Below are 20037 nucleotides of genomic sequence, written 5' to 3' on the forward strand. Positions count from 1 at the left end.
GAATGGACCCCCGACCCTCCCCGGAGGTCCGCCGACTGAGACCCGATCAACGCAAGAATTGCGGCGGTATGCGGCGCTTCGTCCCCGCCGCCGTAATCCAGATCACCGTAGGTGAGCCGGCGACGACCCGGCCGGCGGCGGTCAGGATCATCGATCGGTCAGTCGGTGGGCGGGGTCGTGGACCTGGCCGTCGGCCCGGCGAACCGGCGACGCAACGAGGTGGTCGCCAGCGTGAGGGCCAGCACCACCAGCAGCGCGGAGACCACGACCAGGATGACCGCGGTGCGCTGGACAGAGGTCATGCCGTCGTCGGTGGTGGCACCCGCCGGGAGTACGCCCTGGGAACCGGTCGGCGCGGGCGGCGAGACGACCGGCGTGGCCAGCGCCGCCGCCGCGGTGATGCGGAAACTCATCTGCATCCGCCGCGTCGCGCCGTTTCGTGGGTCGAGCTGACCGGCCACCGCCCCGGACAGGGGTGCCTCCCGCTGGGCCTGTGGTGTCGCCTCCACCGGCAGCCGCAGCTCCCGGGTCTCACCCGCCGACAGCAGACCCGCGTCGCACCGGGTGTGGGACGTGTCGAGGGCGACGCAACCCGGCGGAGGGGTCGCCATGCTCACTCCCGCCGGCAGGACCACCTCCACCAGGCCGGCGGCGTCCACCGTGCCGGTGTTGCCCAGCCGCACCGCGAGGGCGCTCTGCGCGCCACTGATGTCGAACGCGACCTCGTCGGCGGCCAGCGAGATGCCGGGCACCGGCGGGCCGGGCGGGAACAGCACCGCGAAGCCCTGGTCGTCGGCCACCTCGCCGGGCATCCCCGGCACGTCCGCGACGACCCGCACCGAGCCGCTGAGCGGCATCCGCTTCCAGGCGTCACCGGTGACGCGCAGCCGGATCAGGCTGCTGAACCGGGTGCCCGCCTCGGTCGTCCAGGCTCCGCAGCCGTACGCGCCGCCGCCCTCGGCGACGCAGCCGTTCGTGCCGGCGTCCATCAGCCCGGCCGGCAGGGTGTACGACAGCCGGACCCGCTGCGCCGAGGTGCCGGTGTTCGCCACGGTGACCCGCAGCGTGGTGGTCGTGCTGGACGCGTTCCAGTACGACCCCGGGAGGGTGACGTCCTCGGTGGTCACCTGCACGCCGAGCGGGCTCGGCGGTGGCGCCTGCGTGCCGCCCTGCGCGGGCGGGGGGATCGGCGGTGCCGGCGGCGCGAGCGTCGGGGGCCGGCTGGAATTGCCGGGGGCGGGGGCGGCGCTGGTGGCCGGTGGCGGCGGCACGGTCGTCGGCGGGGGTGCCGGCGGTGTCGTCTCCGGTGGTGGCGCGGTGGTCGGCGGGGCCGGGTCGGTGGGCGCCGGATCGCCCGGGTCGTCCACGGTCGGGGTGGGCTCCGGCGGCGCGGAGCTCTCCGGGTCCGGGTCGAGTTCGGGTGCCGACTCCGTCACGGCGGCGACCGGATCGGTGCGCGGCGCCGCGGCGCCGGCGAGCGCCGGTGCGACGGCGAGAGCCGTGAGCAAACCGAGCACGAGCGACGTCGCCAGCAGGTGCGTGGAACGCCGCCCCGTGGCCCAGCGATCGGGCGAAACCTTCACGCGGGCCATCTGTCCTCCGGTGACATGGGTAGGTGTCCAATTTTGTTAATAGTTGCCCAGGCGCACTAGTCCCACCCGGAAACAAATTTGTAACGTGTTGGGGACGGTCCCTGTGGGGCTGGCGGTAGGCTCCGGACGTGACCGGTTACCTGGGCTCGTACGCGACGCTCGGGCTCTTGCTGCTCGTCAGTGTCCTGTTCTTTGTGACGGCGTTCTCGGCCAACCGGGTGTTACGTCCGGCCCGTCCGGCCGACCCGTTCGGCAAGCGGACCAGCTACGAGTGCGGGCTCGATCCGGTCGGCGCGGACTGGGCGCAGATGCAGATCCGCTACTACGTCTACGCCTACCTGTACGTGCTGTTCGCGGTCGAGGCGGTGTTCCTCTTCCCCTGGGCGGTGGTCTTCGACCGGCCGGGCTTCGGCCTGGTCACGGTGGTGGAGATGGCGGTGTTCGTCGCGGTGCTCGCCCTCGGCATCCTCTACGCCTGGCGCAGGAACATCCTCCGCTGGACCTGACCCTCCCACCCATTTCCCCGGGTGGGGTCAGGCCAAGCCTCGTCTGGTGGCCACGGGTGGGCGGTCGCCGCGGATCGAGGCGACCATGTCCAGCACCCGACGGGTCGGCCCGACCTGATGGGCCCGGAACACCCGGGCGCCCAGCCAGGCGGAGACCGCCGTGGCGGCGAGCGTGCCCTCCAGCCGTTCGGCCACCGGCAGGTCGAGCGTCTCGCCGATGAAGTCCTTGTTGGAGAGCGCCACCAGCACCGGCCACCCGGTCGCGGTCAGCTCGTCCAGCCGGCGGGTGATCTCCAACGAGTGCCGGGTGTTCTTGCCGAAGTCGTGCGCCGGGTCGATGAGGATTCCGTCGGGGCGTACCCCCGCCGCCACCGCGCGCTCGGCGAGCCCGGTCACCGTCGTGACCACGTCGGCGACCACGTCGTCGAACGCGGCGCGGTGCGGACGGGTCCGGGGGACGAGCCCGCCGGCGTGTGAGCAGACCAGCCCGGCGCCGGTGCTCGCCGCGACCTGGGCGAGCGTCGGGTCGGCGCCCGACCAGGTGTCGTTGAGCAGGTCCGCGCCGGCCGCCACCGCCTCCGTCGCCACCTCGGCGCGCCAGGTGTCGATCGAGATCACGACCTGCGGGAAGGCTGCCCGTACGGCGGCGATGGTATCCACCGTGCGGCGGATCTCCTCGGCCACGTCCACCTCGGTGCCCGGCCCGGCCTTGACCCCACCGATGTCGATGATCTCGGCGCCCGCGGCGACCGCCCGCTCGACGGCCCGCAGCGCGCTGTCCGCGGCGAAGGTGGCGCCCCGGTCGAAGAACGAGTCCGGTGTGCGGTTGACGATGGCCATCACCGCCAGCTCACCCGGCGCGAACGTCCGCGAACCAAGCCGAAGTGCCCCGGCCATGACGCCTCCCGCCTCTTGCGCGCCGTTGCCGCTGCTCCGGCCGCCACCGACGCTAGCCGGTCCGTCCCGGGCGCGCGCGGGGCGGGCGTGGGCGTCGATGGGTGATCGGGGTGGTGGGGTCGCTACCGGCGGGCTGTCGTGCCACGATCAGTGCATGGGTCAGCTTCTGCTCCTCCTGGTCGTGGCGTTGACCGTCGCGGCGGTCGTCTTCGGTGTGACGGTGCTGGTCGGTGGCCGCGATCCCGGCCTCGCTCCGACGGAACCGGATTCGCAGGCAGTCCCGCTGCCGGGCACCCGGCCGCTGCGCGAATCCGACGTGGGCGCGGTCCGGTTCGACACCGGGTTGCGCGGCTACCGGATGTCCCAGGTCGACCAGGCGATGCGCCGTGCCGCCTACGACATCGGCTACAAGTCCGAACTGATCGGCGTGTTGGAGGCCGAGGTCATCGCGCTGCGCGAGGGCCGGACCGACGACGCGGAGGTGCTGCGCCGGGCGCGCGAGCAGGCCGCCGTCGCGACGCCGGACGCCGCCGCCACCGAGCCGGACGCGGACGCGTCACTCGCCGACGACGAGGCGACGCCGGTCGGCTTGGGCGGCTCTCCGTCAGCCACCTCCTCGGCGGCGGACGCCGACGGTGTGGCGCCGGCCGCCGACGACGCGGGTGTGCGCTCCTCCGGCGACGACGAGGCGGGCGTGCGCACCTCCGGCGACGACGAGTCGACCGATGCCGCCGAGGCCGAGATCGAGCCGGCCGGGGGTGTCGGACCGCACGGCGCGGTGGTCCGGTCGGAGTCGGCGTGACCGGCCCGGAGGGCGTTGATGATCTTCAGGAGGCGGCCCAACCCGGCGCCGGTGAGGTGACCGCCACGGTCATCGTGAACGCCCCGGCGCCCCGCGTCTTCGCCGCGCTGCTCGCCTGGGAACGGCAGTCGGACTGGATTCCGTTCACCCGGGTCCGGGTCGTCGAGGGCGACGGGCGCGAGGGCAGCCGGATCGAGGCGGTGACCGCGCTCGGCCGGGCGACGCTCCGCGACGAGATGCGGGTGGTCCGGGTGGACGAGCCGTACGAGATCGGCGTGGTGCACCACGGCCAGGTACTGCGCGGCCCCGGCGTCCTGCGCTGCACCGAGCTCGGCCAGGCCCGCACCCAGGTCGTCTGGCACGAGTGGTTCCACCTGCCGGGCGGTCGGGCCGGTCGACTGGCGTGGCCGGTGCTCTGGCCCGGCTCCAAGTTCGGCCTCACCCAGGCGCTGAAGAGGTTCGCGCGGCTGGTCGAGCAGGGCCGCCTGCCCTGACCACGTGCCGCCGGTGAGTCCGGCTGTCGGTCCGATGGCCTAGCGTGTGCGACGTGAGTGACCTGGTGATCGGCGCCGACGGGCTGGCCCGCTGCGCCTGGGGGGCGAGCACCCCGGACTACGCCGTCTACCACGACACGGAGTGGGGGCGGCCGCTGCACGGCGACGACGCGCTCTACGAGCGGATGACCCTGGAGGCGTTCCAGTCCGGGCTGTCGTGGCTGACCATCCTGCGCAAGCGACCGGCGTTCCGGCTGGCCTTCGACGAGTTCCACATCCCCACCGTGGCCGGTTACGACGACACCGACGTGGTCCGGCTGCTCGCCGACGCCGGCATCGTCCGCAACCGGGCCAAGATCGAGGCGGCGATCGCCAACGCCCGCGCCGCCCTGGACCTGCCCGACGGACTGTCCGCGCTGCTCTGGTCGTACGCGCCGGAGCGGCGGCCGGCCCGTCCCGCCTCGTTCGCCGAGCTGGCGCCGATCACCGCCGAGTCGACGGCGATGGCCAAGGCGCTCAAGAAGCGCGGCTTCCGCTTCGTCGGCCCCACCACGGCGTACGCCCTCATGCAGGCCACCGGGATGGTCGACGATCACATCGTCGGCTGTCACGTCACCCGCTGACGGACGGCGTGATGGGATGGCAGGCATGACGACCGAGACCGCGTACCGGGCCGACGGGTCCGGCCACGCAGACGGGCCGGGCACCTGGGCGGTGCTGCTGCCCGCCGCGCGTTACGAGGCCGAGCGGCTCGTGCACCACGACTCGCTGAGGTTGACCGGCCTGAGCGAGACCGGGCGGCCGGAACCCGGTGACCGGGTGGCCGTGCTGGCCGACGCGCCGCCGCGCCTGGTGGCCCTCGGCCGGGTCAGCGCGCCGACCCGGCGTCACCGCGAGGACCCGGACGATCCGCAGTCGCCGGTCGAGCCGGAGACGCTCGTCGTGACGTACACCCGGCGGGCCTTCGACGAGCCGGTGCCGGCCGACCTGCTGACCCTCGACGGGCCGGTCACCGCCCTGGACCCGGCCGCCTTCCGGGCGCTGGCCGACCAACTCGGCCCGCCCCCGGCCCGGCGTACCTGGCTGGTCAGCCTGGACCTGCCGATCGAGGCCGGCACGCCGGCCGAGGCGGTACGCCTGTTCTGGTCGTACGTGCAGGAGCTGGGGCCGCGGGAGCTGCCCGCCTTCGTCGCACCGTCCGGCGACGAGCTGGCCATGCAGGCGTTCGTGCTCGGCGCGGAGGCCAACCAGGACCCGGAAGAGGACGACTAAGCTAGAACAGCTTGTCGAGACGTCCGCGCCAGTCGGCGAGCACCGGGCCCGGATCGGCGCCCAGCACACGTTCCAGCAGCGTGGCGTAGACGTCCCGGAAGTCGGTCGTGAATTTCAGGTCCCCGTCGTCGAGGTCGGTGAGGCTGGGCGCGTCCCCGTGCCAGCCGCCGCGCACTCCCGCGCCGAGCAGCAGCATGTCCGAGGCGGTGCCGTGGTCGGTGCCGTCGGAGGCGTTGGCCCGGACCCGCCGGCCGAACTCGGAGTAGACGGCCACCACCACCTTGCGGCCCGCCTCGGTGCGGCTCATCCGGTCGGCGAACCCGGTCAACGCCCGGTCGAGCTGGCCCAGCAGCACGGCCTGCAACTGCTTCTCGTCGGCGTGGGTGTCGAAGCCGCCCAGGGACACGGAGAAGACCCGGGTCGACACCCCGGCCTCCACGCACTGTGCGACCAGGTCGAGTTGCGCGTCGAGAGGCGTACGCGCCCCGCCCGTGGCGGTGGCCGGGGCCTGCTCGCCGTCCGGGTCCGCCGTGTCCGGGTCGCCGGAGTCGCGGACCTCGCGGATCATCTCGTCCACCGAGCGCATGTCGGCGAAGCAGGCGGCGGCACGGGCGCGGGCCGACGACTCGCCAGCCTCGGCGGCGGAGAACGCCTTCAACGTCTCCACCGACAGCCCCTTGGCGGCCTTGCGGTCGGTGACCGGCACGGCCGCGCCCGCGCTGCGCTCACCGGCCAGCAGCGGCGGCAGCGCCGGCTCGAACGAGACCGCGAGCCGAGGGTCTCCGCCCGCCCGGTCCAGCCAGCGACCGAGCCAACCCGTGGTGCCCGGCCGGTCCGGTTGCGCCGTGTGCCAGATGTCCATCGACCGGAAGTGGCTGCGGTCCGGCTTCGGGTAGCCGATCCCGCGCACGATCGCCAGTCCGCCGTTGGACCACCGCTTGTGCAGGCCCTCCATCGCCGGGTTGAGGCCGAAGTCGTCGTCGAGGCGGCGCACCTCGCCGTCGGGGTAGGCCAGTTCGGGGCGGGCCGCCCGGTAGGCCGGGTCGCCGTACGGGATGACGGTGTTCAGGCCGTCGTTTCCGCCGTAGAGCGTGACCAGGACCAGCGTCTGCGACTGCGGATCGCGGTCACCGGCGGTGTCCAGCAGGTCCCGCAGGCTGTACGCGCCAGCGCCGGCGGCCAGCGCGCCGGCGCCGACCACCCCGCTGGTGAGCAGGAACTTACGTCGGGTCAGGGCGTCCATCTTCGCGACTCCTCCGCTCAGCTGACGGTGTACTCGGGGCTGACCAGGCCGGCGGCCAGCAGCTTGCGGGGTTCGCCGGCCAGTGGGGTGAGGGCGGCCCGGGTGCGGGCGCCCCAACCGTCGACGACCAGCAGCCGGGCGAGGGCGTCCGCCCGGCCGGCGGCGGGCGCGGCGGTCAGCCGGCCCAGCACCGCCGGGGCGGCTGCGGCGGCGAGCATCCCGGCCAGCCGCAGTCGACCCTGCAACGACGAGGTGGTCAGCCAGGCCGCGCCGGCCGGCCAGCCGCCGACGCTCGGCGGTCGCAGCGGCACCTGGTCCAGCGCGTTCAGGCCGCTCAGCAGTTGCTTGCGCTGCTGCTCGGGCAACTCCTTGGGGCGGATGCCGAGCTGCCGCAGCGCGCCGACCATCCACTCCACGGGCTGTTTGACCAGGGTGCCGCGGGTCTGGGCGAAGGCCGGCGACGAGAACACCGCGCGCAGCGTGGCGACGGTGTCCGCGCCGGCCAGGCTGTCCGGCGTCGGGACGTCGGTGCCGGCGTACCGGAACCAGAGCCGTCGGGCCACGAACGTCGCCGCCGCCGGCTGGGCGGTCAGCAGTTTGGCGTACGCCTCGGCGTCGAAGCGGCCGGACTGTCCGAGGATCGTCTTCTCCCCGGGTTCGTGTCGTTTGGCCTCGAAGCTGGCGGCTCCGGTACGGCGGTCGACCGTCCAGCCGGTCAGCGCCCGCGCGCCGGCCTTCACGTCGGCCTCGGTGTAACCGCCGATGCCGAGGGTGAACAGCTCCATCAGTTCGCGCGCCAGGTTCTCGTTCGGCGCCTTACGGGTGTTCTTCTGCCCGTCCAGCCAGATGATCAGTGCCGGGTCGCGCACCATCGCGGCGACCAGGGGGGCCAACGGCCCGCGTCCGTGCCGGCGCAGCGTCTCCAACTGGCCCAGCATCATCCGCGCCGACTTGACCTTCTGGGCGCTCGTCGCCCAGTGCCCGTGCCAGAAGAAGAGCAACTTCTCGGTGAGCCCGTCCTCGGCGGCGACCATCCGGTCAAGCCACCACAGGGTCACCTGCTGAAGCTGCTCCTTGCGCTGGGCGTTGGCCTTCTGCCGCTGCTCGCGGGTGGACTCCTTGGTCAGCGCGGCGTACGGGTCGGCGGGCAGGGCCGGCGGTGGCGTGGCCGCCGCGCCCCGGTCGGCTCGCCCGGGGGCGAGCAGAGTGTCCAGGGTCGCCGCCGCACCGGCCCGCTCGGCCGCGTCCACCTCGTCGGCGGTCGGCCCGAAGGTGGCCCGACGCAGCAGGTGCGCCACCGCTTCACGATCGCTCATGGACGTCGACGCTAGGCGGCCCGCGTACGAGGACGGTAAGGATGGGGTGCGAATCGCGTTCAGTGTCCCTCGAAGACCGGTTTCTGCTTGGCGACGAACGCGAGGGTGGCCGCCTTGTGGTCGGCGGTGGCGCCGCAGATGGCCTGGGCCTGGGCCTCGGCCGAGAGCGCGTCGGCGAGCGTGCCGGCGTCGGCGATCGAGAGCTGCCGCTTGATCGCCCCGTACGCGATGGTGGGGCCGGCGGCGAGCCGAGCGGCCAGTTCCTGTGCGGCCGGCAGCACCTGCTCGTCGTCGTCCTTCAGTCGGGTGAGCAGCCCCAGCCGGCAGGCCTCCTCGGCGCGGACCGGTTCGGCCAGCATCAGCAGCTCGACCGCCTTGGCGTGGCCGACCAGCCGGGGCAGGGTCCAGGAGGCGCCGGTGTCGGCGGCCAGGCCGACCTTGGCGAAAGCCATCAGGAAGCTGGTGCTCGGCCCGCCGATGCGGATGTCGGCCAGGAAGGCCAGCGACGCGCCCGCCCCGGCGGCCATGCCGCGTACCGCGGCCACGACCGGCTTGGGCAGGTTGGCCAGCCGGGCGGCGATCGGGTTGTAGTGCACCCGGACGGTGCCCAGCGGGTCGTTCGAGCCGTTCTCGAGCGTCGAGACGTGCTCGCGCAGGTCCTGGCCGGCGCTGAACGACCCGCCCGCCCCGGCCAGCACGACCGCTCGGCACGACCGGTCCGTCTCCAGCTCCGCCAGGGTGTCCCGCAGCGCCTCCTTCAACGCGACGTCGAGCGCGTTCATCGCCTGCGGCCGGTTCAGCGTGAGGGTGACGACGGCGTCGGTCCGGTCGACGAGCAACGGCTCGGTCACGTGTCTAACGACCCTTCTGTCGAACGATGCGGTTGCCGGCGTCGAGGCACTGCTCGACGTACCGGTCGGCGGCCGGACGCAGGCGGGCCGCGTGCCGGTCGAAGAAGCTGGCCGCGGCGGTGCCGGGCCAGCGCTCGGGCAGCAGCGCCGGAGGGAGCTGCGGGTCCCGGAACAGGAAGGTACGCCACGCGTGCACGAGCCGGAACCGGACCGCGTACGCCTCCTCGTCGCTGCTGCGAACGGTGACCGCGCTCAGGAGCGGGCGCTGGTCGGCGACGAACCGCTCGTACGCCCGGCCGATCTCGGCCAGGTCCCACGCGCGGCGGACGACGCCCATCGCGCCGGGGGTGCCGGAGAAGTGTGCGGCGGTAAACCGCTCGAACCGGATGCCGGCCTCGGCCAGCAGCAGGTCGACGTCCTCGCCGGGCCGGGTCGCCACCCACGTCTGTTCGTCGAGGGTGCCGTACCCGAGGAAGCTGAGGGTGGCGGCGAGTCGCTGCCGGTCCCGCCGGGAGCCCGGCGCGTCGAGTACGAGCAGATCGAACCGGCCGTCCCAGGTGACCCGGCCGGTTCGGTAGATCCGGGCCGCCGCCTCGTCGAGTCGTCGAGCGGCTTTTGGTGTGATCGAATATCCCGGTCCGGAGGCCAGCCGGAGCGGGTCGAGCCAGCCTTGACGCACCATCCGGGACACGGCGGTGCGAACGGCGGGCGGCGCGATTCCCAACGGCGCCAGTAGCTTGACCAGGGCGGCGACCGGTGCGCGGCCACCCCTCGGCCGGAGGTGGTCGCCGTACAGGTCGAAGAGTGCCGACCGTGCCTGCATGACCGCACATTGTGACAGGCCTTCTCAAGATAAGCTAGATGCTGTTACATCAATGCTGCTCCGGTTTGGGTCCGGCGGTGTTCATCAGGGAAAATCGTCTGTCGACACCCCCGCGAGCGTTGCGGGTGGTCGTGACGAAGTGGCTGTGGGGCAACCCACCGACCCTGGTGTAGGTCTGAGGGGAGACAACATGGCGGCGATGAAGCCGCGGACGGGCGACGGTCCGCTGGAAGTCACCAAGGAGGGTCGGGGCATCGTCATGCGGGTCCCGCTGGAGGGCGGTGGCCGGCTCGTCGTCGAGATGACTCCCGACGAGGCCAACGCGCTCGGTGACGCGTTGAAGGCAGCCGCCGGCTGAGTGAGGGACGACCCGGACGGCGTACGCCGGTCGGAGCGTTTCTTGGACCCTGAGCCACCGGGATCGCCGGTGGCTCAGGGTCTTCATATCTGTGCACGGGCAGTGGCCCGATCCACTCTGTGAAATCTCCTGGAGGTGCGGTTCCGCGTGCTCGCCATCCGTCCGCTCGCCGAGCCCGAACGGCTCGACGTCCTCGTCCTGCCCGTGCGTCCCATCGACCCGGCGGCGGGAGGTGACGCTTCGGCGGAGCTGGTGCCCGCTGCCGTGACGCCGCCGGACGGCACCACCGAGGAGGCGGCCGCGCTGGTGCCGGCCGCACGACTGAGCGGACGGGCCGGCGAGATCAGCACCCAGCTGCGTCCCGGCCTCAGCCCTGGTCGGCTGGTGCTGCTCGGTATCGGCGACGGCGGAGAATCCTCCTGGCGGGCCGCTGGCGCGGCTCTGGCCCGCTCTGCGGCAGATGAGACGCACATCACTATCGCGCTGCCGGCCGAGGTGCCCCCGGCCGCGATTCGCGGGCTGACCGAGGGGTTGCTGCTCGCCTCGTACCGGTTCCGGCTGACCGACGCCGGCGGGCCGCCCGCGCTCGGTAGCGTCGATCTGCTGGTCGCCGACCCCGCGGCCCACGAGGACACCATCGCCACCGCGCGGACCACCGCGGCGATGACCCGCCTCGCGCGCGACCTGACCAACACCCCCTCCTCGGTGAAGACCCCACAGTGGTTCGCCGACCAGGTGACCACTGCCGCCGCCGACCTGCCGGGCCTGCGCCTGATGGTCCGTGGCCCGGCCGAGCTGGCCGCCGAGGGCTTCGGCGGGATCCTCGCCGTGGGCGGTGGCTCGGCCAGCGGTCCACGTCTGCTGGAGATGGAGTGGCATCCCGCGGACGCGCGTACCCACGTGGTGCTGATCGGCAAGGGCATCACCTTCGACACCGGCGGCATCTCGATCAAGCCGGTGCCCGCGATGAAGCTGATGCGCAAGGACATGGCCGGTGCCGCGGCGGTCGTCGCCGCCACCCTCGGCGCGGCGGCGCTGCGCCTGCCGGTGCGCGTCACCACCCTGACCCCGCTCGCCGAGAACATGGTCAGCGGCTCGGCGTTCCGTCCGGGCGACGTCATCCGGCACTACGGCGGTACGACCAGCGAGACGACCAACTCCGACGCCGAGGGCCGCCTCGTCCTCGCCGACGCGCTGGCCTACGCGGTACGGCAGCTCAAGCCCGACCTGATCGTCGACCTCGCCACCCTCACCGGTGCCAACGCCGTTGCGCTGGGCAAGCGGACCGCCGCCCTCTACAGCGAGAACGACGACCTCGCGGCCGACGTGCTGGCGGCGGTCGAGGCGGCCGGCGAGGCGGCCTGGCGGATGCCGTTGCACAGCGACTACGTCGAGTACCTGGGCAGCGAGATCGCCGACCTCTACAGCGCGCCGACCCAGGGTGCCGGCTCGGTGACGGCCGCGCTCTACCTGCGGGAGTTCACCGGCGACCTCCGGGACCGCTGGCTGCACCTGGACATGTCCGCCCCGTCCTGGGCGGACGGCGACCAGGCGGAGTTGAGCCGCGGCGCGACGGGCTGGGGCGTCCGCTCGCTGCTGCGCTGGCTGGCAGCCGTCGACTGACCGTCAGCGACGTACGGCGGCGGGCACCCGTCAGCACTTCACGGCGGCGAGGACCCCGTGCCCGACCGGGAGCAGCGCGGGAATCCAGTGCTCCGACTCCCGCAGTGCCTTGACCGTTTCGCGGACCGTCACCGTCTCCGCGTCCCGGGCGGCCGGGTCGGCGATCCGGCCGCCGGCCAGCATCCCGTTGAGCGCGAGCACGCCACCCGGGCGCAGCAACCGCAGCGCCGCTTCCACGAAGGCGTGGAACCCGGTCGCCTCGGCATCGACGAAGATGAGGTCGTACGCCCCGTCGGCGAGCCGGGGCAGCACGTCCAGCGCTCGGCCGGTGATGATGCGCGTACGGCCGGCGGGGAAGCCCGCCTCGGTGAAGATCCGGCGGGCGATCCGCTGGTGCTCCACCTCCAGGTCGATGGTGGTGAGCACGCCGTCGACACGCATGCCGCGCAGCAGCCAGACACCGCTCACGCCCGTGCCGGTGCCGATCTCCACGACAGCGCGGGCGTTGCCGGCAGCGGCCAGCAGCCGCAGCGCCGCCCCCGCTCCGGGGGTGACCGCTTCGAGGCCCACCTCGTGGGCCAGGCTGCGGGCGGTGCGGAGCACGAGATCCTCGGTCACGTACGACTCGGCGAACTGCTGAGCCTGCGTCGTCGAACTGCCGGAACCGGCGACCGTGGCGATGGGGCACCTCCGGGCGGCGCGTGGTGCGGGGGGCGGGTTGGCACTGTGAGCGTAGAGGCGACCGGCGCGGGGCGCAGCCGCGCCTCCGTCCCTCCACGATCACCAGAGGCAACCGCTGACTCCACCGCGCGCATCCGTGCAATCCTGGAAGCGGTATTCCGTCAGCCTCGACCGCGCCGAACCGTGGCCGGGCGACGCCGTACGGAATCCGGGGGACGGACTGGGAGGCACCGACGTGACCGACGGCTGGGAATGGCGCCGGGACGGTGAGACTCCGGCTCCGGCGCGCCCGCCGGGGGCAGGAGCCCCGTCGGCGGGTCCGTCGGCCGCGCCGGGGAGCGGCACCGCGCCGGTGCCCTCGGCGGGCGACACCGTGGCCGGGCCGTCGCCCGCGCCCACCGTGCCGTACACGGGCCCGCCCCGGCCGACCGCGAGTGGGTCCGCCGCAGCCGACGCGTCGCCGTGGTGGTCCGACGCGCTCGGCGATCCGTGGCGTGACCCGGCGGCACCCGCTGCGGTGGTGGTGCCTCAGGTGGTGGCCGCCGGCACCGAGCCCGAGCCGGTCACCGACCCGGACGCGCCGGGCCGGCCGACGTTGCGGCACCTCCTGCTCATTCCGGTGATCACCGCTCTGCTGGCGGGCACCCTCGGCGGCGCGTTGGGCTACGCGTTCGCGGTGCGGGGCGGCGCGGCCGGCACGGTGCTCGGGGCGCAGGCCGCCGAGCCGCCGGCGCTGGCCCAGCGCAGACCCGAGTCGCTGGCCGGGGTCGCCGAACGCGTCCTGCCCAGCGTGGTCACCATCCGCGTCAGCAGCCTCGGCGGGATCAGCGAGGGCTCGGGGTTCATCGCCAGCGCGGACGGGCACGTCATCACCAACGACCACGTGGTGGCCAACAGCAGTGGCAAGGCCTCGGTGGTCTTCAACGACGGCAGCTCCGCTCCGGCGACCGTCGTGGGCCAGGACCCGGAGTCCGACATCGCGGTGATCAAGGTGAACCGGACGGGGTTGCGCCCGGTGGAGTTCGGCGATTCCGACGCGCTGGCCGTCGGTGACCCGGTCCTCGCGGTGGGCTCACCGCTGTCCTTGGCCAACACGGTCACCGCCGGCATCGTGAGCGCCCTGGACCGGACGATGCAGGCCGGTGAGCCGGGCGGTCCGGTGCGCTACTACGCGGCGATCCAGACCGACGCCGCCGTCAACCACGGCAACTCGGGCGGCCCGCTCGTCGACGGCGCCGGGCGGGTCGTCGGCGTCAACTCCACGATCAAGTCGTTGGTGGCCGAGGGGCAGGAGGCCGGCAACATCGGGCTCGCCTTCGCCATCCCGATCAACCAGGCCAAGCGGGTGACCCAGGAGATCATCGGCACCGGCAAGGCCCGGCGTACGGTCATCGGCGCCCAGGTCGGTGGCCCGGGCGCGGGTGCCGGCGGCGGCGTACGACTGGCTGCCGTGGAGCCCTCCGGCCCGGCGGCCGGAGCCGGGCTCAAGGTCGGGGACGTGATCCTGAAGCTCGACGGTCGACCGATGACCGAACCGACCGACCTGATCGCGCTGGTCCGCAAGTTCGCCCCGGGGTCGGTGGTGACCGTCGAGTTCCGGCGGGGCAGCGCGCGCCGGAACACGTCGGTGACACTCGCGGCGGATGCGAAGTGAACAGCGGGTCACCCCCTGCCGGAAAGCCGCCCGACGTGCGTAGTCTTGCTGCTGACGCCGAGAGGAGGCCCGCGGGATGCTCGACAACCTGAACTGGTGGGAAATCGGTGCGCTGCTGCTCCTGGCGCTGTTGATCTTCGGTGACCGGCTGCCTGCCGTGATCAACGACGGCCTGCGGCTGGTGCGCAACCTGCGCAACATGGCCCGCAACGCCACCGGCGACCTCAGTCGCGAGCTGGGCACCGACATCCAGCTCGAAGATCTGCACCCGAAGGCCTTCATCCGCAAGCACCTCCTCAGCGAGGAGGACGAGGCGGCGATCCGCAAGCCGTTGCAGGGCGTCTACGACAACCTGCGCGCGGACGTCAACGGCGTGCACAACGACCTGAAGGACGTGGCCAACGCCGCTGACCTGCGGTCGAACGGGACGCGACCCAGCACGGCCACCGGCACGCCCTCGACGCCGGCGCCCCGGGTCAGCTACGACGACGCCACCTGATCCGGCACCCGAACGAGAGCGCCCCGCAGGCCCGAGTGGCCGGCGGGGCGTCGTCGATCGGGGTGCTCAGCGCCCGGCGGGCTTGAGGCCGAGCGGCTTGCCGAGCAGCGACTCGCGCCGCAGCGCGAGCCGGTCGGCGACCGTGCCGAGCGCCTGCGCGGCCGGGGAATCCGGCTCGGCCAGCACGATCGGGGTACCGGCGTCGCCGGCCTCCCGGACCCGGGTGTCCAGTGGGATCTGTCCCAACAGCGGCACCTGCGCGCCGATCGTCCGGCTCAACGACTCGGCGACCGCCGTACCGCCGCCGGCGCCGAAGATCTCCATGCGGGAACCGTCCGGCAGCTCCAGCCAGGACATGTTCTCGATGACGCCGACGACCCGCTGGTGGGTCTGCAGGGCGATCGCACCCGCTCGTTCGGCCACCTCGGCGGCGGCGGTCTGCGGGGTGGTCACGATCAGGATCTCCGAGTTGGGCAGCAACTGGGCCAGCGAGATGGCCACGTCGCCGGTGCCCGGGGGCAGGTCGAGCAGGAGCACGTCCAGGTCGCCCCAGTAGACGTCGGCGAGGAACTGCTGCAACGCCCGGTGCAGCATCGGGCCACGCCAGACCACGGCCGCGTTGCCCGAGGTGAACATGCCGATCGAGATCACCTTCACGCCGTGCGACTGCGGCGGCATGATCATGTCTTCGACGCGGGTCGGCCGGCCGTCCGCGCCGAGCATCCGGGGCACCGAGTGACCGTAGATGTCCGCGTCGACCACGCCCACGGAGAGCCCACGGGCAGCGAGCGCCGCCGCCAGGTTGACCGTCACGCTGGACTTGCCGACCCCACCCTTGCCGCTGGCGACCGCGTACACGCGGGTCCGTGAGCCGGGCTGGGCGAACGGGATGACCGGCTCCTCGCTCGCCCCGCCGCCGCGTAGCTGGGCCTGGAGCGACTGCCGCTGCTCGGGGCTCATCACACCGAAGTCGATCTCCACGCCGTTCACACCCGGCACCGCCGCCACGGCGGCCGTGATGTCCGTACGCAGCTTGTCCTTGAGCGGGCAGCCGGCGACGGTGAGCAGCAGCTCGACCCGGACGACACCGTCCGCACCGATCGTGGCGGAGCGGACCATGCCCAGCTCGGTGATGGGCCGGCGGATCTCCGGGTCGTTGACGGTGGCCAGCGCGGCCTGGATCGCGTCCTCGACGGTGCTCACGGGTGCTGACATGCCCGCAATGCTACGTCGCGGGGCATCCCGGCCGACCGCTGGCCGAGGGTGGTGTGAGCCAAACGATGAGCCGTCCTCAGCGCTCGGGCCGGGCGTCGCGGGCGTAGTCGCCGTCCAGCTCGTCGCGCGGTTCGTCCAGCCCGGGGCCGTCGGTCGACCGCTGGCTTTCCTTCCCCTGCTGCCGGCGCTCCAGACGTTGCCGGCGCTGCCCCGCCTCGTCCAGCTCCTCGGCCAGGCGGGTCAGCTCGGAGCGGAGGAAGTCACGCGTGGCCACCTCGCCGAGCGCGATCCGCAGCGCGGCGATCTCCCGTGCCAGGTACTCGGTGTCCGCCTTCTGGGCCGTGGCGCGCCGCCGGTCCTCCTCCAACGCCAACCGATCCCGGTCGGCCTGCCGGTTCTGGGCCAGCAGGATCAGCGGCGCGGCGTAGCTGGCCTGCAACGACAGCACCAGCGTGAGAAAGGTGAAGGTGTACGGGTCGAAGCGCAGCTCGGCCGGGGCGAGGATGTTCCAGCCGAACCAGATCGCGATCACCACAGTCATGACGACGATGAAGTTCGCGGTGCCCATGCCCCGGGCGATGCCCTCCGACCAGCGACCGAACGCCTCCGCGTCGAACCGGGGGAGTTTGATGCCGCGGGGCTCGCGGGGCTGGTCGAGCCGCTCCGTGCGCCGCTGCTCAGCCACCGTCGCCGTCCAGCACCGCGTCGGAGGCGCCCGGGGCGGCTAGGGCGTCCCGGTCGCGCCAGTCCCGGGGCAGCGAGTGGTCCAGTACGTCGTCGACCGTCACGGCGCCGACCAGCCGGTTGTTCCGGTCGATCACCGGCATGGCGACCAGGTCGTAGGTAGCCATCCGGCGGGTGATCTCCGGGAGTGGGGTGGTGGGACGCAGGGGGTCGATGTCGTTGACCACCACCTTGCCCAGCAGGTCGGCCGGCGGTTCACGCAGCAACGCCTGGAAGTGCACCATGCCCAGGTAGCGGCCGGTCGGGGTGTTCTGCGGCGCCCGGGTCACGAAGACCTGGGCGGCGATGGCGGGTGACAGCTGCGGCTCCCGGATGCGCGCCAGCGCCTCGGCGACGGTGGCGTCCGGCGGCAGGATGACCGGCTCCGAGGTCATCACGCTGCCCGCTGTTCCCGGCATGTACTTCAACAGCTGGCGTACCGGGTCGGCCTCGTCGGGCTCCATCAGGTCGAGCAGAACGTCCTGCTCCGGTGGGGGCAGCTCGTTGAGCAGGTCCGCGGCGTCGTCCGGGTCCATCTCCTCCAGCACGTCGGCGGCCCGTTCGCGGTCCAGCGCGGCGAGGATCTCGACCTGGTCGTGCTCCGGCAGCTCGCTGAGGACGTCGGCCAGCCGTTCGTCGTTCAACGCCGCCGCGACCTCGTTGCGCCGCGCGTCGGGCAGGTCCTGTAGCGCGTTGGCCAGGTCGGCCGGGCGCATGTCCTCCAGGACGGCGAGCAGGTTCGCCGTACCCCGGTTGTCGGCGATGCCGCTGAGCCCGCGCACCCGGTCCCACTCGACCTGGTGCAGGTGGCCGCGGCGGGTGAGCCGGCTGGTCTGCTCGCGGACCGCGACCCGGCTCAGCGACCACTCGCCGCCGCGGGCGCACTCCATGGCGACGTCCACCACCGAGCCGGGCTGGCCGCCCGGGTCGAGCTGTACGCGCCGGTCCAGCAGCTCCTGGAGCACCAACAGCTCGTTCGGGCGCTTCTCGAAGCGCCGCAGGTTGAGCGTCCCGGACCCGAGAACCACCGCGTCCGCGTCGATGGACGTGATGCGGTTGATGGACAGGAAGATCCGCCGACGCATCGGCATCTCGGCGACCAGACCCACCACCTCGGGCGGACGTGCGGTGGCCCGCAGCCGTGCCACGGCGTCACGGACCCGTCCCACCTGGTCACCGTTCGGATCGAAGACGGCGACTCCGGCGAGGCGGGCGATGTAGACCCGGGTCGGCGTACTCACGGGCACCAGCCTAAGCGCCTAGTGTTTATCAACATGTCGACCTTGGCCTACGAGATCGTGGACGTCTTCACCGACCGCCCGTTCGCCGGCAACCCGCTGGCCGTGGTGTTCGGCGCGGAGGCGCTGGCCACCGAGCAGATGCAGGCGCTCGCGCTGGAGTTCAACCTCTCCGAGACGGTGTTCGTGCTGCCACCGACGCAGGTCGGCGCCACTTACCGGGCCCGCATCTTCACGCCGGTCGAGGAGCTTCCGTTCGCCGGGCACCCGAGTGTCGGCGCGGCGGTCACCGCGAGTCGGCGCGGGATGTTCGGTGTGGGGCAGGTCACCCAGGAGTGCGGGGCGGGCGTACTCCCGATCGAGGTGACGGCCTCCGGGGCGACGCTCACCGGAGGCCTTCCCACCCTCGGCCCCGAGTTGGACCCGGAGCTGCTGCTGGAGATCGCCGGGCTGGGCGCGGACGACCTCGACCGTGACGGGCCGGCGCCCCGGGTGGCCGGCTGCGGGCTGGAGTTTCCGTACCTGCTGGTCCACCCGGACGCGGTGGCCCGGGCACGGGTGAACCCGGCGGCAGCGGAACGGTTGGGGGTAGCGCACGTCAGCGTCTTCTCCTGGGACGCCGCCACGCAAACCGCGCATGCCCGGGTCTTCGTGCCGGGGATCGGCGTCCCGGAGGATCCGGCGACCGGTTCGGCGGCGCTCGGGCTGGGCGTCTGGCTGGTGGCCAGCGGGCTGCTGCCGGCGGAGGGGATGTCGCGCTATTCGGTGCGCCAGGGCGCGGAGATGGGCCGGCCATCCGCGCTGGCCTGCACGGTGACCGCGGCGAACGGAGTGGCGGTCGGCGCGACAGTCGCCGGTCAGGTGATGCCGGTGGCCCGGGGCGAGATCGCCGTGCCGCCGTTCGTGGGCTGAACGACGCCGCCGATGCGGGAGGATGCGGGTGTGACGGACGAGGATGCCACCGGTGGCACGCCGCTGGTCGACGAGGCGATGAAGAAGGCCGCCGTGGCCTGGGTCAGCGTGTCCGGTGGGCCGGCGCTCGCGCTCTGGTGCGCGCCGTTGGAGGGGGCGCTCCTCGTGGTGAGCGGGCCAGGTGAGCAGGCGGCGCCGGGCCTCGCCGACGCCACCGAGGCGCAGGTCTCCCTGCGTGGCGACCACGGCGGTCGAATCGTCACCTGGCCGGCCCGGGTGACCCGGCTGGCACCGGGCACCGAGGCGTGGGACACCGCCGCGCCGCTGGTGGCGGGCAAGCGCCTGAACGCCCCCGGCCCGAGCGCCGACCTGGTGGCCCGCTGGGCCGCCGAGGGTTGCGCCCTGAACCGCCTCGCCCCGGCCGGTGCGGCCCTGACCGGCTCCGACCTACCGTCCGATGCGCAGGCCGAGACGCCGCGGGAGACTCCGGCGGTGCGCGTCACCCGTAAGCCGTTCCGCCTGCACCGGGTCCGCCGCCGCTGATCGGCGCGTCACCCCGCCCGGCCGCCGACCCCCAGGACCTCGGTGTCGGTGGCGACCAGGTCGAGCACCTCGCCCAGTGTGCCGAGCGTCGGGCCGCGCCACTGGCGGTCGGCGTTGAAGACCATGTGGTCGGCCAGGTCGGGCGCGGCCAGCCGAACCGCGGTCATGCCGGCCTGTTCGGCACCGGTCAACTCCTGGCTGCCGCCGTCACCGACGTACAGGCAGGCGTCGGGCGCGAGCCCGAGCCGACGGCACGCGGTCAGGTAGAGCGCCGCGTCCGGCTTGCAACGCCCGACCTGCACGGAGAAGACCCGCACGTCGAGCAGCGGCGCGACGGGGAGCTGCGGCAGGAAGTCCGGCAGTTCGTGCGTACAGTCGCTGATCACGCCGGTGCGGACGCCGCGCTCGCGCAGGGCCGCGAGCACGGGCACCGCGTCGGCGCGCAACCGGGTGTCCGCGCGGATCGCGCGGTGCCGGGACACCACCGCCGCCTGCAGGGCACGGTCTGTCGGGTGTACGCCCGCCTGTGCGCACACCCACCGCATGGTCGTCGCCGCGTCGCCGCGTCGGCCGGAGGCGCGCTCGTAGTAGGTGCGGTTCAGCACCTCGCTCAGGGTCTCGCTGGGGCAGCCGAGCAGTTCGGCGGTGTCGAGGTGCGCGGCGCCACGCTGCACCGAACTGGTCAGCGTGCCGAAGAAGTCGAACAGCACCGCCTGGTAGTTGGGCATGGGGGAAAGCCTCCGGGCGGTCGTGGTCGCCGGCATGACCGCGTGATGGTAACGGAGTGCTGACCCT

22 protein-coding genes are annotated in these 20037 nt (G+C 73.2%); 11 read left to right on the plus strand and 11 right to left on the minus strand.

The genetic code is table 11. The annotated features are described in order from the left end of the window. Positions 1-158: 158 nt before the first annotated feature. Entirely contained in the window at positions 159-1592 is a 1434-nt protein-coding gene (locus ABZV06_RS07010; protein WP_355244383.1) for a hypothetical protein, read from the minus strand. Between the two features lie 128 nt (positions 1593-1720). Between ABZV06_RS07010 and ndhC the strand changes: the two genes are divergently transcribed. Further along, positions 1721-2098, plus strand: coding sequence for an NADH-quinone oxidoreductase subunit A (gene ndhC, locus ABZV06_RS07015; RefSeq protein ID WP_007455225.1), 378 nt, complete (start codon positions 1721-1723; stop codon positions 2096-2098). Between the two features lie 27 nt (positions 2099-2125). On the opposite strand, the gene folP is transcribed toward ndhC, so the two are convergent. Next, entirely contained in the window at positions 2126-2995 is an 870-nt protein-coding gene (gene folP / locus ABZV06_RS07020; protein ID WP_355244386.1) for a dihydropteroate synthase, read from the minus strand. A gap of 154 nt (positions 2996-3149) precedes the next feature. Between folP and ABZV06_RS07025 the strand changes: the two genes are divergently transcribed. From ABZV06_RS07025 to ABZV06_RS07040, 4 genes are read left to right on the plus strand one after another with little or no spacing between them, the layout of a single operon-like run. Further along, positions 3150-3797 (plus strand): DivIVA domain-containing protein, encoded by a 648-nt coding sequence (locus tag ABZV06_RS07025; RefSeq protein WP_355619322.1) that lies wholly within the window; start codon positions 3150-3152, stop codon positions 3795-3797. Then, positions 3794-4291, plus strand: a complete 498-nt coding sequence (locus tag ABZV06_RS07030; protein ID WP_355244392.1) for an SRPBCC family protein — start codon at positions 3794-3796, stop codon at positions 4289-4291. Before ABZV06_RS07025 ends, ABZV06_RS07030 begins: the two co-directional genes overlap by 4 nt. Positions 4292-4344: 53 nt before the next feature. Next, positions 4345-4914 carry a DNA-3-methyladenine glycosylase I gene (locus ABZV06_RS07035; RefSeq protein ID WP_355244395.1) on the plus strand — a complete coding sequence of 190 codons (570 nt, stop codon included), beginning with the start codon at positions 4345-4347 and terminating at the stop codon, positions 4912-4914. A 25-nt stretch (positions 4915-4939) separates the two neighbouring features. After that, the gene (locus ABZV06_RS07040; protein WP_355619325.1) at positions 4940-5563 is read left to right on the plus strand and encodes a hypothetical protein; all 624 of its coding nucleotides are present in this window, start codon (positions 4940-4942) and stop codon (positions 5561-5563) included. 1 nt (position 5564) lies between these two features. On the opposite strand, the gene ABZV06_RS07045 is transcribed toward ABZV06_RS07040, so the two are convergent. Genes ABZV06_RS07045 through ABZV06_RS07060 form a run of 4 tightly spaced genes read right to left on the minus strand, consistent with a single transcriptional unit; the run spans position 5565 to position 9796 of the window. Further along, positions 5565-6806, minus strand: a complete 1242-nt coding sequence (locus ABZV06_RS07045; protein ID WP_355619327.1) for a DUF1501 domain-containing protein — start codon at positions 6804-6806, stop codon at positions 5565-5567. Between the two features lie 17 nt (positions 6807-6823). Then, complete coding sequence (locus tag ABZV06_RS07050) at positions 6824-8122, minus strand: DUF1800 domain-containing protein (protein ID WP_355619330.1); 1299 nt, start codon at positions 8120-8122, stop codon at positions 6824-6826. A 59-nt stretch (positions 8123-8181) separates the two neighbouring features. Beyond that, the gene (locus ABZV06_RS07055; RefSeq protein WP_355244407.1) at positions 8182-8973 is read right to left on the minus strand and encodes an enoyl-CoA hydratase-related protein; all 792 of its coding nucleotides are present in this window, start codon (positions 8971-8973) and stop codon (positions 8182-8184) included. Between the two features lie 4 nt (positions 8974-8977). Continuing rightward, on the minus strand, positions 8978-9796 hold the full coding sequence (locus tag ABZV06_RS07060; protein ID WP_355244410.1) for a PaaX family transcriptional regulator C-terminal domain-containing protein: 819 nt from the start codon (positions 9794-9796) through the stop codon (positions 8978-8980). A gap of 190 nt (positions 9797-9986) precedes the next feature. Here ABZV06_RS07060 and ABZV06_RS07065 point away from each other — a divergent pair, with 190 nt between their 5' ends. Both ABZV06_RS07065 and ABZV06_RS07070 read left to right on the plus strand, forming a co-directional pair. Continuing rightward, positions 9987-10154, plus strand: coding sequence for a DUF3117 domain-containing protein (locus tag ABZV06_RS07065; RefSeq protein WP_007455245.1), 168 nt, complete (start codon positions 9987-9989; stop codon positions 10152-10154). 147 nt (positions 10155-10301) lie between these two features. Continuing rightward, positions 10302-11777, plus strand: a complete 1476-nt coding sequence (locus ABZV06_RS07070; protein WP_355619333.1) for a leucyl aminopeptidase family protein — start codon at positions 10302-10304, stop codon at positions 11775-11777. Between the two features lie 30 nt (positions 11778-11807). Here the strand turns inward: ABZV06_RS07070 and ABZV06_RS07075 are convergent, their stop codons facing one another. Next, positions 11808-12395: an O-methyltransferase gene (locus tag ABZV06_RS07075; protein WP_355244416.1), complete on the minus strand. Its 588-nt coding sequence runs from the start codon at positions 12393-12395 to the stop codon at positions 11808-11810. A 463-nt stretch (positions 12396-12858) separates the two neighbouring features. Here ABZV06_RS07075 and ABZV06_RS07080 point away from each other — a divergent pair, with 463 nt between their 5' ends. Together ABZV06_RS07080 and ABZV06_RS07085 are read left to right on the plus strand one after the other, a co-directional pair. Further along, positions 12859-14112, plus strand: a complete 1254-nt coding sequence (locus tag ABZV06_RS07080) for a trypsin-like peptidase domain-containing protein (protein ID WP_355619420.1) — start codon at positions 12859-12861, stop codon at positions 14110-14112. A gap of 76 nt (positions 14113-14188) precedes the next feature. Beyond that, the gene (locus ABZV06_RS07085) at positions 14189-14611 is read left to right on the plus strand and encodes a preprotein translocase subunit TatB (protein WP_355244419.1); all 423 of its coding nucleotides are present in this window, start codon (positions 14189-14191) and stop codon (positions 14609-14611) included. 66 nt (positions 14612-14677) lie between these two features. Here the strand turns inward: ABZV06_RS07085 and ABZV06_RS07090 are convergent, their stop codons facing one another. From ABZV06_RS07090 to ABZV06_RS07100, 3 genes are all read right to left on the minus strand, one after another. Beyond that, the gene (locus tag ABZV06_RS07090) at positions 14678-15826 is read right to left on the minus strand and encodes an Mrp/NBP35 family ATP-binding protein (protein ID WP_355244422.1); all 1149 of its coding nucleotides are present in this window, start codon (positions 15824-15826) and stop codon (positions 14678-14680) included. Between the two features lie 76 nt (positions 15827-15902). Continuing rightward, entirely contained in the window at positions 15903-16511 is a 609-nt protein-coding gene (locus ABZV06_RS07095; protein ID WP_355244425.1) for a DUF1003 domain-containing protein, read from the minus strand. After that, a complete protein-coding gene (locus ABZV06_RS07100; RefSeq protein ID WP_355244428.1) occupies positions 16504-17790 on the minus strand; it encodes a CBS domain-containing protein in 1287 nt (428 codons plus the stop codon). The genes ABZV06_RS07095 and ABZV06_RS07100 overlap by 8 nt, the downstream gene beginning before the upstream one ends. Positions 17791-17823: 33 nt before the next feature. On the opposite strand from ABZV06_RS07100, the gene ABZV06_RS07105 reads away from it, so the two are divergent. Both ABZV06_RS07105 and ABZV06_RS07110 read left to right on the plus strand, forming a co-directional pair. Further along, a complete protein-coding gene (locus tag ABZV06_RS07105; protein ID WP_355244431.1) occupies positions 17824-18699 on the plus strand; it encodes a PhzF family phenazine biosynthesis protein in 876 nt (291 codons plus the stop codon). Between the two features lie 12 nt (positions 18700-18711). Next, positions 18712-19242: a hypothetical protein gene (locus ABZV06_RS07110; protein WP_355619336.1), complete on the plus strand. Its 531-nt coding sequence runs from the start codon at positions 18712-18714 to the stop codon at positions 19240-19242. Positions 19243-19250: 8 nt separating this feature from the next. Here ABZV06_RS07110 and ABZV06_RS07115 read toward each other — a convergent pair whose 3' ends face one another. After that, entirely contained in the window at positions 19251-19970 is a 720-nt protein-coding gene (locus tag ABZV06_RS07115; RefSeq protein WP_355619339.1) for an HAD-IA family hydrolase, read from the minus strand. Positions 19971-20037 lie beyond the last annotated feature (67 nt).

The organism is Micromonospora sp. NPDC005172, from assembly GCF_040608555.1.
Lineage (GTDB): Bacteria > Actinomycetota > Actinomycetes > Mycobacteriales > Micromonosporaceae > Micromonospora.

Excerpts from the sequence above, each read along its gene's own strand:
- ABZV06_RS07010 (WP_355244383.1), bottom strand. The coding sequence starts at position 1,592 with ATGGCCCGCGTGAAGGTTTCGCCCGATCGCTGGGCCACGGGGCGGCGT.
- folP (WP_355244386.1), bottom strand. The coding sequence starts at position 2,995 with ATGGCCGGGGCACTTCGGCTTGGTTCGCGGACGTTCGCGCCGGGTGAG.
- ABZV06_RS07025 (WP_355619322.1), top strand. The coding sequence starts at position 3,150 with ATGGGTCAGCTTCTGCTCCTCCTGGTCGTGGCGTTGACCGTCGCGGCG.
- ABZV06_RS07040 (WP_355619325.1), top strand. The coding sequence starts at position 4,940 with ATGACGACCGAGACCGCGTACCGGGCCGACGGGTCCGGCCACGCAGAC.
- ABZV06_RS07045 (WP_355619327.1), bottom strand. The coding sequence starts at position 6,806 with ATGGACGCCCTGACCCGACGTAAGTTCCTGCTCACCAGCGGGGTGGTC.
- ABZV06_RS07050 (WP_355619330.1), bottom strand. The coding sequence starts at position 8,122 with ATGAGCGATCGTGAAGCGGTGGCGCACCTGCTGCGTCGGGCCACCTTC.
- ABZV06_RS07060 (WP_355244410.1), bottom strand. The coding sequence starts at position 9,796 with ATGCAGGCACGGTCGGCACTCTTCGACCTGTACGGCGACCACCTCCGG.
- ABZV06_RS07065 (WP_007455245.1), top strand. The coding sequence starts at position 9,987 with ATGGCGGCGATGAAGCCGCGGACGGGCGACGGTCCGCTGGAAGTCACC.
- ABZV06_RS07085 (WP_355244419.1), top strand. The coding sequence starts at position 14,189 with ATGCTCGACAACCTGAACTGGTGGGAAATCGGTGCGCTGCTGCTCCTG.
- ABZV06_RS07090 (WP_355244422.1), bottom strand. The coding sequence starts at position 15,826 with ATGTCAGCACCCGTGAGCACCGTCGAGGACGCGATCCAGGCCGCGCTG.
- ABZV06_RS07105 (WP_355244431.1), top strand. The coding sequence starts at position 17,824 with ATGTCGACCTTGGCCTACGAGATCGTGGACGTCTTCACCGACCGCCCG.
- ABZV06_RS07110 (WP_355619336.1), top strand. The coding sequence starts at position 18,712 with ATGCGGGAGGATGCGGGTGTGACGGACGAGGATGCCACCGGTGGCACG.
- ABZV06_RS07115 (WP_355619339.1), bottom strand. The coding sequence starts at position 19,970 with ATGCCCAACTACCAGGCGGTGCTGTTCGACTTCTTCGGCACGCTGACC.